Raw genomic sequence first — 11,294 nt, 5'->3', positions numbered from 1 at the left:
CCGTTTTCTTGCCAAGGCACAGCGGTTCCATTTTCGCCCATTGGGCGTCTGTCAGTACGAAGCGATCCATGCAGACCTTGAATCACAATCACACGCTTTTAAAAACCATAATTCCCAACAGACCCTGAAAAAAGCTTCACCAAAAACTTTTTATGATTTGGCTTTTACTGATGTTCCGACTGCGCGATGCGCTGTTGGACGGCCATGCGCCATGGTGCATCCGCCGGGGCGGCGTCCAGCGCGCGCCGGTAGAGGTCCGCCGTTTCAGGGGAGATATGGCCGCCATCGGCCATGGTCTGCGCCTCTGCCGCGCGGGCGGCAACTTCGGGTTCGAACTTGCTGGCGATGGCTTCGCGCCATGCCTGCGCGGCGGCGGCGTAATGGTCGCGCGCCGCTTCCGCCTGCCCAAGCAGGACATAACCCTGGAAGCGGCTGGGATCGTCGGCGGGCATGTGCTGCAGGCTGTCGCGCAGGCGGTTGATCAGGTCGTCATTGCGATGGTCCGCCTTGTCCGCCGCCGCAAGGCGCGGGGCCAGTGGCATTGCCGGCATGGAGGGATGGCCGCAGGTCAGGTACAGCCCCACCGACGCCAGCGGCAGCGCAAGCAGCGCGGCCGAAATCGCCAGCGTGGATGCGCCCCGGCGCGGGGCGGGCACCGCCATGTTGTCCGAACCCAGCAGACGGCGCTGGATCTCCAGCCGCGCGCTGTCATGTTCGGTGGGCGCGATCAGCCCTTCGGCAAGGTCACGGTCAAGTTCGACCATCTGCGCCTGATGCAGTTCAAAGGCGCTTTCACGTTCATCACGCAGCAATGTCGTCCTGCGGAACGAGATAAGGCAGGGCAGCAGCGCGATTACGCTGAGCAGGAAGATACCAATCCAGATCATGATTTTCTCAGCGCGGTCGGGTCAGGTCGGCCAACCGCGCGCGCTCGGCGTCGGTCAGGGGCGGGGGGGAGGATGTCCTGGGGCGGCGGAAGGCACGCAGCGCGACTGCCACACCCACCAGCAGCGCCAGCACCGGCATCAGCCACAAAAGCAGCGTGCCGGTGGTCAGCGGCGGGCGCAGGCGGATGAAGTTGCCATATCGTTCAACCATCCAGTCCATGACCTGTTTGTTGCTTTCGCCCTTGGCCACATGTTCGCGCACCACATGGCGCAGGTCACGCGCAAGGTCGGCGCTGCTGTCCTCGATCGATTCGTTCTGGCAGACAAGGCAGCGCAGTTGCGCGCCAATGGCCTCGGCGCGCTGTTCCTGCGCGGGATCGGGCAGCATTTCGGACGGGTCATCCACCGCACCGGCCACCAGCGGCAGCAGCGCAAGGCACAGGGTCAGCGCAATCAGCGCGCGTCGCAGGATACGGACGGTCATTGTTTCAGGCGGTCCACCAGGGGCAGGATGGTCGTGCGGATCAGGTCCTCGGTAATCGGGGCGGCGGTATGCCAGCGGATGATGCCCCCCGGCCCGATCAGGAAGGTTTCCGGCACGCCCGACACGCCCCAGTCGATCGCCGCCAGCCCGTCATGGTCGGCCGCGATGCGGGCATAGGGATTGCCCGCGCGCTGTACGAAGCCCAGGGCATGTTCGGGCCTGTCCTTGTATGCGATGCCCCAGATCGGCACCTGCGTCTTCAGCGCGTTCAGCGTCGGCATTTCCGCGACACACGGGATGCACCATGACGCGAAGTAATTGACCAGCACCGGCGTTTTCAGTGCCCGGAGGTCGGCGGCGCCAAATCCCTGCGACGGGGGCTGGTCCGGCAGGGTGAAATCCGGCACCGGCTTGTCCAGCACAGGCGCATGGATGTCATGCGGATCGAAGGAGCCGTGCGACATGCCCGACAGCATCCGCCAGAAGGCAACCCCCGTCGCCCCGGCAAGGACAAGGGGAGTCGCCATCAGCAGTCGCCGCCGCGTGGGGGAAGGGGGGGAGGTGTTGTCGTTCATGCCGGTGTCACCATGTTTGCCGCGTGCGCCCGGCGCGGCGCGCCCACGCGCACCCGCCGGTCCGACAGCGACAGTGCGCCGCCAATGGCCATGATTAGTCCGCCCAGCCACATCCACGGCGCCAGCGGATTGTGATGCAGGCGCAGGACATAGGTCGGGTCGGCATCCGTCCCATGCTTGTCACCCAGCACGCCATAGGTATCGGAAATCAGGTTGGTGTGGATCGCGACCTCGGTCGTGGTCTGGTGCTGGCTGGCGAAGGTCCGCTTCGCCGGGTGCAGCGTCGTGACCAGGCGGCCGTTGTGGCGCACCTCGATCGTGGCGATCATGGCGTCATAGTTCGGCCCCCTGGCGTTGCGCACGTCCGTCAGGGTCCATGCGTCACCGGCCAGCATCTCGGTCTGGCCGATATGCACCTCGACAATGCGGTGGCTGGCCTGCGACATGCCGGCAAGGCCAAGGACCGTCACGCCGACGCCCGCATGCGCCAGTGCCGCGCCGAACACCGCGCGCGGCAGGCTGCGCGCGCGCTGCAGGCTGGCGGACAGCGGCTGGCGGAACAGGCGCAGGCGTTCGACGATGTCGGTGGCGCTGCTGGCGATCACCCAGACCGCCATGCCGGTGGCAAGGATCGGCAGGATGTCGCGCATGCGCACCACGGCAATCACCAGTGCCACCAGCGACATCGCCGCCGCCCACCACAGGCGGCGCAGGACCGGCCACATATGCGCGCGCTTCCACGGCATCATCGGGCCAAAGCCCATGAATGCCATCAGCGGGATCGCCAGCGGAATGGTGGTCGCGTCAAAGAACGGCTTGCCCACTGAAATCGTCTTGCCGAACAGCAGCGACATGAAGGGCGGATACATCGTCCCCGTCAGCACCACGGCGCAGATCGAGCACAGCAGGATGTTGTTGAGCACCAGCAGCCCCTCGCGCGAGACGGGGGCGAACAGGCCGCCCGTCGTCAGTTGCGGCGCGCGCATGGCGAACAGCAGGAGCGATCCCCCGATGACCAGCGCCAGCAGCCCGAGGATAAAGATGCCGCGCGCCGGGTCATTGGCGAACGCATGCACGGAATTGAGGATGCCCGACCGCACGAGGAACGTGCCCGACAGGGAGAAGGAGAACGTGCCGATCGCCAGCAGGACCGTCCAGATCTTCAGTCCTTCGCGCTTTTCGACGACAATGGCCGAATGTACCAGCGCCGTGCCCGTCAGCCACGGGATGAGCGAGGCATTTTCCACCGGGTCCCAGAACCAGTACCCGCCCCAGCCCAGCACGTAGTACGACCACCACGACCCCAGCGCGATGCCGCAGGTCAGGAAGCACCATGCCGCGACCGCCCACGGCCGCACCCAGCGCCCCCACGCGGCATCGACCCGTCCCTCGATCAGGGCGGCGATGGCGAAGGCGAACGGCACGGCAAAGCCGACATAGCCGGTGTAGAGGATGGGCGGATGGAACGCGAGGCCGGGGTCCTGCAGCAGCGGGTTCATGCCCTGCCCGTCCATCGGGGCGGGCCAGACGCGGGCAAACGGGTTGGAGGTCAGCAGGCAGAACAGTTCGAACCCGGCCGCCACCCCGCCGAGCACCGCAATTACCCGCGCCTGCAGGGCGGAAGGCAGGTTGCGCCCGAACAGCGCGACCGCGCCGCCGCAGATCGACAGGATCATCGCCCACAGCAGGACCGATCCCTCATGGTTGCCCCAGACGCCGGTGATCTTGTACAGCAGCGGCTTGTCTACCGCGCTGTTGGCCGCGACGTTCTGGACGGAGAAATCGTTGGTGATCGCCGCATGGATCAGGCAGGCGAACGATGTGATCAGACACAGCATCTGTCCCACTGCCAGCGCGGGTGCCAGCGCCATCAGGCGCGGGTCACGGCGTTGCGCGCCAACCAGGGGCAGGATGGCCTGCCCGGCGGCGATCCCGCAGGCCAGCGCCAGGGCGAAGTTTCCAAGTTCCGGATTCATGGCGGCAATCAGCTTCCGTGCTGCGTGGGGTCGGATGCCTTCGCAGGCGCGTCCTTGGCGGTCATGGTGTTCCAGCTCGCGGCGTCGGGGGCCTTGCCGTAACGCGGGTCCCACTTGCCGGTGCGCTTGAGTTCCTCGGCCACTTCCTTGGGCATGTAGGTCTCGTCATGCTTGGCGAGGACCTCGGTCGCGCGCATCGTGCCGTCGGGATTGATCGTGCCCACCGCCACGACGGACTGCCCCTCGCGGAACAGGTCCGGCAGGATGCCTTCATACCGCACGGTCACGGCGTCCTGTCCGTCGGTGACGTCAAAGATCGCAACCGGCGTGTCCTTCACCTTCTCCCGCCGGACGCTGCCTGCGACCACCATGCCGCCAAGGCGGATGGTGCGGTCCTTTGGCGGTGGTTTCGTATGCACCTGCGACGGCGCCATGAAGAAGACGATGTTGGACGAAAACGCGTTGAGCGTCAGCGCCGCGGCCGAACCCAGTCCGACGAGGCATGCGATCACCAGCCACAGCCGGCGCGTCTTGCGCGTCATGCCGGGCGTCCCGTCGTGCGGGCGTTGCGGCCGGGGCGCTCGATCGTGGCAAGGCGCGCGCGCGCGCGGCGCAGACGCAGCGCGGCATTGACCGAAAGGACGACCGCCACGCCAAGCGTCAGGCCGTAGGCGGCAATGATATAGGGAAGATGGGTCATGAGGCGTTACCGGTGGAGGTGTCCTGTCGGCCCCGGTTCGCGGCCAGGGCGGTGCGGATGCGGCTTTCCATGACGGCGGCGCGCAGGCGTGCAAGCACGATGGCCCCGAACCCCAGCGTGAAGCCCAGCGTCACGACCGCAAGCGGCCACAGCATGGAGGTGGACATGGTCGGCGCGCCCGTCACGGTGATGCTGTCGGGCTGGTGCAGGGTGTTCCACCACTGCACGCTGAATTTGATGATTGGCAGGTCGATTGCGCCCGCCAGCCCCAGGATCGCGGCGGCGCGGTAACCACGTTGTGGTTCGTCAAACGCGCGAATCATGGCAATATGGCCCAGATAGAGGAAGAACAGGACCAGCACCGATGTCAGCCGCGCGTCCCACACCCACCACGTCCCCCACATGGGCTTGCCCCACAGGGAGCCGGTCGCAAGGCATACGGCGGTGATGGCCGCGCCCACCGGGCCGATTTCCACGGCGGCGAGGTCCGCCAGCGGATGGCGCCAGACAAGCGAGAGGAGCGAGCAGACCGCAAGGGCCATATATCCCGACGATGCCAGCCATGCGGTAGGCACATGGACATACATGATCCGCACGCTGTCCCCCTGCTGCCAGTCGGCGGGAGAGAGGAACAGCCCCCACACCAGTCCGGTGATGGACAGCACGAGGGCGGGCCAGGTCAGCCATGGCTGCAGGCGTGCGCCAAGCCGCAGGAAGCGGCCGGGGTTGGCATAGCGATGAAAGAGGTTGCCTGTCCGTGCGGTAAGGCTCTGCGTCGCGTTCAAGGTTTAAGTCCATCCGTGCCGTGGGGCACCCGTCAATAAGGGAAAGGGATCCGCAAAAAACCAGTCTCTTGGCACATGTGCGTGTGCCTGTGTTTTCCTGCTCTACACTATCGTGTCAAAAAAGACACGGCCAGTCCTGTCCAGACAAGGCGCGGGGCCGTGCAAAGAGGAGAAAAACATGCTGTTCGCGATTATTTGTACTGACAAACCCGGATCCCATGAAACCCGCCAGGCCACGCGCACGCGGCATCTGGCCTACCTCGAAACCTATCGCGAACGGCTGGTGCAGGGGGGGCCAATTCTGGACGCGGACAACCGTCCGTGCGGCAGTCTTCTGCTGATTGACGTGGCCGACCGCGCCGCCGCCGAAGGGTTCGCCGCGGGCGACCCGTATGCCAAGGCCGACCTGTTCGAGAGCGTGGTCATCCGCCCGTTCCGTTCAGTTTTTCGTGATGGCGCGCGGGTGGAATGAAACGGGCATGGCCTACTGGCTGGTAAAATCCGAACCCGATGCGTTTTCGTGGGATGAACAGGTCGCCAATGACGTCGAACCCTGGACGGGCGTGCGCAACCACCAGGCGAAGAAAAACCTGATGGCGATGGCGGTGGGGGACCTGGCATTCTTCTACCACTCCAATGTCGGGCGGGAGATCGTGGGCGTGGTGGAAATCGTGCGCGCGGCCTATCCCGACCCGACGGACCCGCAGGGGCGGTGGGTCTGTGTCGATGTGCGCGCGGTGGGGCCGATGCCCCGCCCCGTCACCCTGGCGCAGATCAAGGCCGATTCCACGCTGGCGGACCTTGCGCTGGTGCGGCAGTCGCGCCTGTCGGTCGTGCCGGTGTCTGACGCGCACTGGACCCACCTGTGCCGGATGGGGGAATGGGCGGGATGAACGCCACGCCGCATCGCGCGTGAAACGCGGGCGGGTACGATTCCCCGCCCGTGCGCGTTGTCGGGGCGGACGGGCCCGCACGGGCGGCCCGGCTTTTTACGCGGGGCCGCCCGGCGGCAGGCGAATTGCCAAAGGCATGCTATGATGTTCAAAACCACCAGACCGGTCCGCGCGCGTGCGGCCGTCGGCACCCCGATGGGCCGCTAGGGCGGCGGCGGGGCGGCCGGCAGGCAGGCACGGGCGGCGGGACCACAAGGCACCATCAGGCAAGAGGGCATTGCAATGAGTACAGGTACCGGGAGCGAGTTGGCGCCGATGGCATTGGACAGCACGTCGATGACCGAACTCCAGCAGGCGCTTGAGCGGGTGGAGAGCGGGCGTGGCGTGATCGTCCGCCTTGCGGACCTGATGGGCGGCGCGGTGGGGCAGGCGGCGCGGCTTGGCGTGCGCAGCCTCGGCATGGCGCCCGCTTTCCAGGCGAAGCTCCAGTCCATGGCGGAAGGGGCGATCACCCGCGCCTTTGACGTGGCGGTGCTGGGCATGAGCCCGACCGAGGACGTGCGCGCCGAACCCGGCGTCCTGTCGCAGTGGCGTGACCCGGCGGTCCGCACGGCGGTCGCGGTATCCGGGGCCGTGGGGGGCTTTACCGGCCTGCCGGGCCTGGTGGCCGATGTCGGCTTCACCACCATGACCATCATGCGCGAGATCGCGCGCATCGCCCGCGAACAGGGCGAGGACCTGTCCACGCAGGAATCGCGCACGGCCTGCCTGGAGGTGTTCGCGCTGCGGGCCTTCCCGTTCGCCGCGCGCGACCAGGAAAGCGAACTGGGATATTTCTCCGCCCGGGCGATGCTGCGTGGCCGCCCGGTCGTGATGCTGATCAGCGAGGTCGCCACCCATTACGGGCTGGGTCTGTCGCGCAAGCTGGCGGTGCAGATGATGCCGGTGGCCGGGGCGCTGTGTGGCGCGTCGCTCAATTCCGCCTTCCTCGCGCATTACCGGGCCGTGGCGCAGGCCCATTTCACCATCCGCCGGCTGGAGCGCGAATACGGGCCGGAGGTGCGGCGGACCGCGCAGGACCTGCGCACCCATGTGGCGACCCAGGCGGCCACGGGACAGGTCTGACGCCCCGGCCGCGCGGATGGCCGCCGGGGCGGGCGGCTATTTCCCGGCCGGGGGCGGCAGTGACGTGTCTGGCGCGCGCCGCGTGATGCCCAGTACCAGCGCCGCCACCGCGAAGATCAGGTAGAACCCTTCCAGGGTCCGGCAGTAGCCGCCCATATGCGGGAAAAGAAGTTCCGTCAGGTAGGCCACCGCCACGAAGATGAGGAAGACACCCGCGATTCCCATGATCCCGCCCCCCGTCAGGCCGTAACCGGCGTCGGCAGTGGCCGGTTGGCCAGCGCGGCCTCGATGTTGTCCACCGCCAGCATGCCCATGTCGGTGCGGGTTTCCATCGTGGCGCTGCCGATATGCGGGGTCGCGAACACGTTGGGCAGGTCCAGCAGGCGCCGGTCGGGGCTGGGTTCGTTGCGGAACACATCCAGCCCCGCCGCCGCGATGTGCCCGTCACGCAGGGCGGCGATCAGCGCGTCCTCATCCACCAGCGCGCCGCGTGCGGCATTGATGAAAATCGCCCCGCGCGGCAGCAGCGACAGCATCCGTGCGTTGATCATCCCGTCGGACGCCGCCGATGCCGGCAGGTGCAGCGACAGGATGTCGCAATGGGGCAGCATCTCCTCCGGCGTTGCGAAATACCGCGCGCCCTGTTCATCGTCCGCGCCCAGGCGACGGCGGTTGGAATACAGGATCTTCATGCCAAAGCCGCGCGCGCGCTGCGCCACCGCGCGCCCGATGCGGCCCATGCCGATGATGCCCAGCGTCTTGCCCGTCACGCGGCAGCCCAGCATCTCGTCCATCGCCAGCCCGCGTCCCCAGCCCTTCTTCATCAGGTCGAGATATTCCGCAGCCCTGCGCGATGCCGCAAGGATCAGCATGAGGGCAAGGTCCGCGTTGCAGTCTGTCAGGACGTCGGGCGTGTTGCTCAGCGCGATTCCGCGCCCGAGGATGGCGGGAATGTCGAGGTGGTCGGTGCCCACGCTGACGGTGGCGATCACGCGCACGCACGGCGGCAGTTGCGCCACGTCGGCCGCGCGCACCGGCAGGGACGTGGAAACCATGATGGCGTCCGGTTCGAACGCCCGCGCCGCCGCAACCAGTTCCGCCGAAGTCATCTGCGTTTCGGGGACACCAAAAAGCGTGAAGTCCCTTTGCAGGCGTGCCATTACGGCAGGTGTCTGGCGCTGGCCAAGGAGCAGGCGGGGACGGGGAGGGGCCATGGTAAAACGTCTTCCCTTCAAACAGAATGGCGACTTGCGGCTTGTCCGCAATGGGGCTCCCGCCTTATGACGCGGGGCATGGGACCGGGTTGCGGCGCAGGCGGGAGGGTTATCCGAAGATCATGACGGGTCAAGGGGAAGTGCTGGAAATCACGCCGGATCTGATGATCCGCGCCTATGCCATCGGGCTGTTCCCCATGGCGCAGGACGCAGGGGCCACGGAACTGGAATGGTTTGACCCGCCGATGCGCGGCATCCTGCCGCTTGACGCATTCCATATCCCGCGCCGGTTGTACCGCACGGTCATGTCCGGCCGGTTCGATGTCGTGTGCGACCGTGATTTCCGCGCCACCATGGAGGCCTGTGCCCAGCCCGCGCCGGGACGGGAGCAGACATGGATCAACGCGCAGATCATCGACCTGTTCTGCGCGCTGCATGACATGGGATACGCCCACAGTGTGGAGGTATGGCGCGACGGGCAGATGGTGGGGGGGCTGTATGGTGTCTCCCTCGGTGGGGCATTCTTTGGCGAGAGCATGTTCAGCCGCGAACGCGACGCATCGAAGGTTGCGCTGGTGCATCTGGTGGCGCGGTTGCGGGTGGGGGGATACGGCCTGCTCGATACGCAGTTCGGCACGACGCACCTTGCGACATTCGGCGGGGTGGAGATCCCTGCCGCGGAGTACAAGGACAGGCTGCGCCATGCCCTTGAACTGCCGGCGACGTGGCCCGGCGATGGCCATGGCCCTGAAATCGTGGCTGCCATGCGTGCAATCCGTGGCGAAGGTTGACACGGCCCGCCCTGCGGGTTTGGGTCAGCGCGACACCATGATGGGGAAAGCCATGACGGAACCGGTCTTTATGCATGATGACACGTCACCCGCCCCGCGCGCGCGGGCGGCCCGGCGGGTGCTGCTGTCGGCCCTGCTGGCATCAGGCATGGGCTGTGGCGTGGCAATGGCGCAGGATGCCCCGCCCGTGGGCGAACATCCCCCCCTGACGCCCACGCGCGACGTGCAGGTCGATTATGACGTGCAGCCCGATGGCGTGCCCGAACCCAAGCGGGTACGGACATGGTTCGCCGACAATGGGGGCCTGATGCGAATCGACAGCCCGCAGGGCATGGGGGAGACGATCCTCAACCGCATGACCCGCCAGGTCACGATCATCATCAACACGCAGAAGATCTACAGCCAGTTGGATGCCCGTTACGGCATCAGCAACCCGTTCCTGCTGGACCTGTCGATGTCGTTCTCGCGCAAGGGCACGTCCAGCGTCGCGGGCGTGGCCTGCACCGAATGGGATGTCCGCACCGACCAGGGCACGGCCGTTGCCTGCGTCACGGATGACGGCGTGATCCTGAGGGAGGTCGGGGTTGATGGCGACGGGCTGAAGGGCCGGATCGAGGCGGTGCATGTCACCTATGCCCCGATCGCGTCGGACATGTTCCAGCCCCCCGCCAATTACCGTCGCATTGACCCGCCGCCACCGCCCGGCACCCCGAAGGGAGGGGAAAAGAAATGAACATGGCACCTGTTAAGACCCGTTCGGGCGCGCTCCTGCGTGCCGGCCTTGCCAGTGCGGTTGCGTGCGTCCTTGCGGTTTCGGCGGGGGCGCGTGCGCATGCCGCTGGTGCCCCGGCGCAGGACGGTGCGGCGCAGAGCCCCTTTGTCACGCCGCAGCACGATGTGGACGTGACCTATACGATCTATCCGCCCCATGCGTCGCAGATGACCCTGACGCAGCGCATGCGCTGGTCGGAGGCACGGATGATGCAGCGCATCGATCCCGGCAATACCGGCACCTACATGATCACGGATTACCGTGCGAAGACGCTGACGGTGATCGACCCGGACCGGAAGATCAAGACCATCGTGCCCGCGCCGGGGGCCGCGTCGGTCGACCCGTCACGCCGGGCGGAGGGGACATGGCTGCGCACGGGCGGGGCCACCGTGGCGGGCCATCCCTGCACCCTGTGGCAGACCAGCGACACGGACCAGCGCCCCAGCGAGATCTGCTATACCGATGACGGCGTCATGCTGGAGGTCGTGCGCGACGGCAAGGTGATGGTCGAGGCGTCGAGCATCAGCACCACGCCGCAGGATGCGTCCACGTTCGACGTGCCTTCGGGCCTGAAGGAAGTCAGGGCGGCCAATCCCTGAGGTCAGCCATTTTGGGAAAGTCGCTGAAAACCAAAGAAGTTTTTGGTAAAGCTTTTTCCAAAAAGCTTCGAAAGACACCGCATTCCTGAAAAAAGGCGGCACCCAACTCTCTTGTCCGCTTTCCCCGCATGCCCCGCATTGCGGGTTTGTGGCGTGAAAGGGGCAGACCCTGCCCGCAAATCGCCATCACCGGGGTGTTTCCTGATCCCACGGCCGTTCCCGACGGCATGGTCAAGGGAGTTTCAGGTTCATGCGTGGTTTCTTGCGGACATTGATGGTCGTGCCAGTGATCGGGGGCGTGCTGCTTGCCGCCGCCCCCATGGCGCAGGCCCACAGGGGGCCGGGCGATGCGTTTGTGGGCGGGCTTGTCGGCGGGATGGTCGGCGGGATTGTCGAAGGCGCGGTCATGGATGCCTATGGCCCACCACCCCCGCCGCAGGCCGGTTATGGTGGCTATGGCGGCGGGTATTACGGGCCGCCGCCCTACTGAGCG

The 11,294-nt window shown here is 66.6% G+C and carries 16 protein-coding genes; 7 read left to right on the top strand and 9 right to left on the bottom strand.

The features are described from left to right. Nucleotides 1-164 precede the first annotated feature (164 nt). The 7 genes from ccmI to KMAL_RS04955 are packed head-to-tail and all read right to left on the bottom strand — an operon-like array spanning nucleotide 165 to nucleotide 5,407. The gene (gene ccmI, locus KMAL_RS04985; protein ID WP_110094648.1) at nucleotides 165-887 is read right to left on the bottom strand and encodes a c-type cytochrome biogenesis protein CcmI; all 723 of its coding nucleotides are present in this window, start codon (nucleotides 885-887) and stop codon (nucleotides 165-167) included. Nucleotides 888-894: 7 nt separating this feature from the next. Beyond that, nucleotides 895-1,371 (bottom strand): cytochrome c-type biogenesis protein, encoded by a 477-nt coding sequence (locus tag KMAL_RS04980; RefSeq protein WP_110094647.1) that lies wholly within the window; start codon nucleotides 1,369-1,371, stop codon nucleotides 895-897. Continuing rightward, complete coding sequence (locus tag KMAL_RS04975) at nucleotides 1,368-1,946, bottom strand: DsbE family thiol:disulfide interchange protein (protein ID WP_110094646.1); 579 nt, start codon at nucleotides 1,944-1,946, stop codon at nucleotides 1,368-1,370. Before KMAL_RS04975 ends, KMAL_RS04980 begins: the two co-directional genes overlap by 4 nt. After that, nucleotides 1,943-3,922, bottom strand: a complete 1,980-nt coding sequence (locus KMAL_RS04970; protein ID WP_110094645.1) for a heme lyase CcmF/NrfE family subunit — start codon at nucleotides 3,920-3,922, stop codon at nucleotides 1,943-1,945. Before KMAL_RS04970 ends, KMAL_RS04975 begins: the two co-directional genes overlap by 4 nt. Before the next feature lie 8 nt (nucleotides 3,923-3,930). Continuing rightward, nucleotides 3,931-4,464, bottom strand: a complete 534-nt coding sequence (gene ccmE / locus KMAL_RS04965; RefSeq protein WP_110094644.1) for a cytochrome c maturation protein CcmE — start codon at nucleotides 4,462-4,464, stop codon at nucleotides 3,931-3,933. Continuing rightward, complete coding sequence (ccmD, locus tag KMAL_RS04960) at nucleotides 4,461-4,622, bottom strand: heme exporter protein CcmD (protein ID WP_110094643.1); 162 nt, start codon at nucleotides 4,620-4,622, stop codon at nucleotides 4,461-4,463. Before ccmD ends, ccmE begins: the two co-directional genes overlap by 4 nt. Then, nucleotides 4,619-5,407 (bottom strand): heme ABC transporter permease, encoded by a 789-nt coding sequence (locus KMAL_RS04955; protein ID WP_110094642.1) that lies wholly within the window; start codon nucleotides 5,405-5,407, stop codon nucleotides 4,619-4,621. The genes ccmD and KMAL_RS04955 overlap by 4 nt, the downstream gene beginning before the upstream one ends. A gap of 178 nt (nucleotides 5,408-5,585) precedes the next feature. On the opposite strand from KMAL_RS04955, the gene KMAL_RS04950 reads away from it, so the two are divergent. The 3 genes from KMAL_RS04950 (at nucleotide 5,586) to KMAL_RS04940 (ending at nucleotide 7,425) form a co-directional block, all read left to right on the top strand. Then, nucleotides 5,586-5,879 carry a YciI family protein gene (locus KMAL_RS04950; protein ID WP_110094641.1) on the top strand — a complete coding sequence of 98 codons (294 nt, stop codon included), beginning with the start codon at nucleotides 5,586-5,588 and terminating at the stop codon, nucleotides 5,877-5,879. Nucleotides 5,880-5,886: 7 nt separating this feature from the next. Next, the gene (locus KMAL_RS04945) at nucleotides 5,887-6,300 is read left to right on the top strand and encodes an EVE domain-containing protein (RefSeq protein WP_110094640.1); all 414 of its coding nucleotides are present in this window, start codon (nucleotides 5,887-5,889) and stop codon (nucleotides 6,298-6,300) included. 282 nt (nucleotides 6,301-6,582) lie between these two features. Further along, on the top strand, nucleotides 6,583-7,425 hold the full coding sequence (locus KMAL_RS04940; protein WP_110094639.1) for an EcsC family protein: 843 nt from the start codon (nucleotides 6,583-6,585) through the stop codon (nucleotides 7,423-7,425). Between the two features lie 36 nt (nucleotides 7,426-7,461). Here KMAL_RS04940 and KMAL_RS04935 read toward each other — a convergent pair whose 3' ends face one another. Both KMAL_RS04935 and KMAL_RS04930 read right to left on the bottom strand, forming a co-directional pair. Further along, nucleotides 7,462-7,650: a hypothetical protein gene (locus tag KMAL_RS04935; RefSeq protein ID WP_110094638.1), complete on the bottom strand. Its 189-nt coding sequence runs from the start codon at nucleotides 7,648-7,650 to the stop codon at nucleotides 7,462-7,464. A gap of 14 nt (nucleotides 7,651-7,664) precedes the next feature. Continuing rightward, a complete protein-coding gene (locus tag KMAL_RS04930) occupies nucleotides 7,665-8,639 on the bottom strand; it encodes a 2-hydroxyacid dehydrogenase (RefSeq protein ID WP_110094637.1) in 975 nt (324 codons plus the stop codon). 122 nt (nucleotides 8,640-8,761) lie between these two features. On the opposite strand from KMAL_RS04930, the gene aat reads away from it, so the two are divergent. The 4 genes from aat to KMAL_RS04910 all read left to right on the top strand — a co-directional run bounded on the left by aat (nucleotide 8,762) and on the right by KMAL_RS04910 (nucleotide 11,291). Beyond that, entirely contained in the window at nucleotides 8,762-9,430 is a 669-nt protein-coding gene (aat, locus tag KMAL_RS04925) for a leucyl/phenylalanyl-tRNA--protein transferase (protein ID WP_110094658.1), read from the top strand. Nucleotides 9,431-9,578: 148 nt separating this feature from the next. Next, nucleotides 9,579-10,163: a hypothetical protein gene (locus KMAL_RS04920; protein ID WP_239019951.1), complete on the top strand. Its 585-nt coding sequence runs from the start codon at nucleotides 9,579-9,581 to the stop codon at nucleotides 10,161-10,163. A gap of 2 nt (nucleotides 10,164-10,165) precedes the next feature. After that, complete coding sequence (locus tag KMAL_RS04915; protein ID WP_239019947.1) at nucleotides 10,166-10,801, top strand: DUF4412 domain-containing protein; 636 nt, start codon at nucleotides 10,166-10,168, stop codon at nucleotides 10,799-10,801. Between the two features lie 250 nt (nucleotides 10,802-11,051). Further along, nucleotides 11,052-11,291, top strand: a complete 240-nt coding sequence (locus tag KMAL_RS04910) for a hypothetical protein (RefSeq protein ID WP_110094635.1) — start codon at nucleotides 11,052-11,054, stop codon at nucleotides 11,289-11,291. Nucleotides 11,292-11,294: the final 3 nt, after the last annotated feature.

The sequence above is a fragment of the Novacetimonas maltaceti genome, from assembly GCF_002906255.1.
Classification (GTDB): domain Bacteria; phylum Pseudomonadota; class Alphaproteobacteria; order Acetobacterales; family Acetobacteraceae; genus Novacetimonas; species Novacetimonas maltaceti.
This window is presented reverse-complemented; position numbering and strand designations above follow the sequence as displayed.

What these genes read in the sequence shown, in the direction of transcription:
- KMAL_RS04920 (WP_239019951.1), top strand. Translation starts at nt 9,579, where the DNA reads ATGGGCTGTGGCGTGGCAATGGCGCAGGATGCCCCGCCCGTGGGCGAA.
- KMAL_RS04980 (WP_110094647.1), bottom strand. Translation starts at nt 1,371, where the DNA reads ATGACCGTCCGTATCCTGCGACGCGCGCTGATTGCGCTGACCCTGTGC.
- KMAL_RS04915 (WP_239019947.1), top strand. Translation starts at nt 10,166, where the DNA reads ATGGCACCTGTTAAGACCCGTTCGGGCGCGCTCCTGCGTGCCGGCCTT.
- aat (WP_110094658.1), top strand. Translation starts at nt 8,762, where the DNA reads ATGACGGGTCAAGGGGAAGTGCTGGAAATCACGCCGGATCTGATGATC.
- KMAL_RS04930 (WP_110094637.1), bottom strand. Translation starts at nt 8,639, where the DNA reads ATGGCCCCTCCCCGTCCCCGCCTGCTCCTTGGCCAGCGCCAGACACCT.
- ccmI (WP_110094648.1), bottom strand. Translation starts at nt 887, where the DNA reads ATGATCTGGATTGGTATCTTCCTGCTCAGCGTAATCGCGCTGCTGCCC.
- KMAL_RS04970 (WP_110094645.1), bottom strand. Translation starts at nt 3,922, where the DNA reads ATGAATCCGGAACTTGGAAACTTCGCCCTGGCGCTGGCCTGCGGGATC.
- KMAL_RS04975 (WP_110094646.1), bottom strand. Translation starts at nt 1,946, where the DNA reads ATGAACGACAACACCTCCCCCCCTTCCCCCACGCGGCGGCGACTGCTG.
- KMAL_RS04910 (WP_110094635.1), top strand. Translation starts at nt 11,052, where the DNA reads ATGCGTGGTTTCTTGCGGACATTGATGGTCGTGCCAGTGATCGGGGGC.
- ccmE (WP_110094644.1), bottom strand. Translation starts at nt 4,464, where the DNA reads ATGACGCGCAAGACGCGCCGGCTGTGGCTGGTGATCGCATGCCTCGTC.
- KMAL_RS04940 (WP_110094639.1), top strand. Translation starts at nt 6,583, where the DNA reads ATGAGTACAGGTACCGGGAGCGAGTTGGCGCCGATGGCATTGGACAGC.
- KMAL_RS04950 (WP_110094641.1), top strand. Translation starts at nt 5,586, where the DNA reads ATGCTGTTCGCGATTATTTGTACTGACAAACCCGGATCCCATGAAACC.
- ccmD (WP_110094643.1), bottom strand. Translation starts at nt 4,622, where the DNA reads ATGACCCATCTTCCCTATATCATTGCCGCCTACGGCCTGACGCTTGGC.
- KMAL_RS04935 (WP_110094638.1), bottom strand. Translation starts at nt 7,650, where the DNA reads ATGGGAATCGCGGGTGTCTTCCTCATCTTCGTGGCGGTGGCCTACCTG.
- KMAL_RS04945 (WP_110094640.1), top strand. Translation starts at nt 5,887, where the DNA reads ATGGCCTACTGGCTGGTAAAATCCGAACCCGATGCGTTTTCGTGGGAT.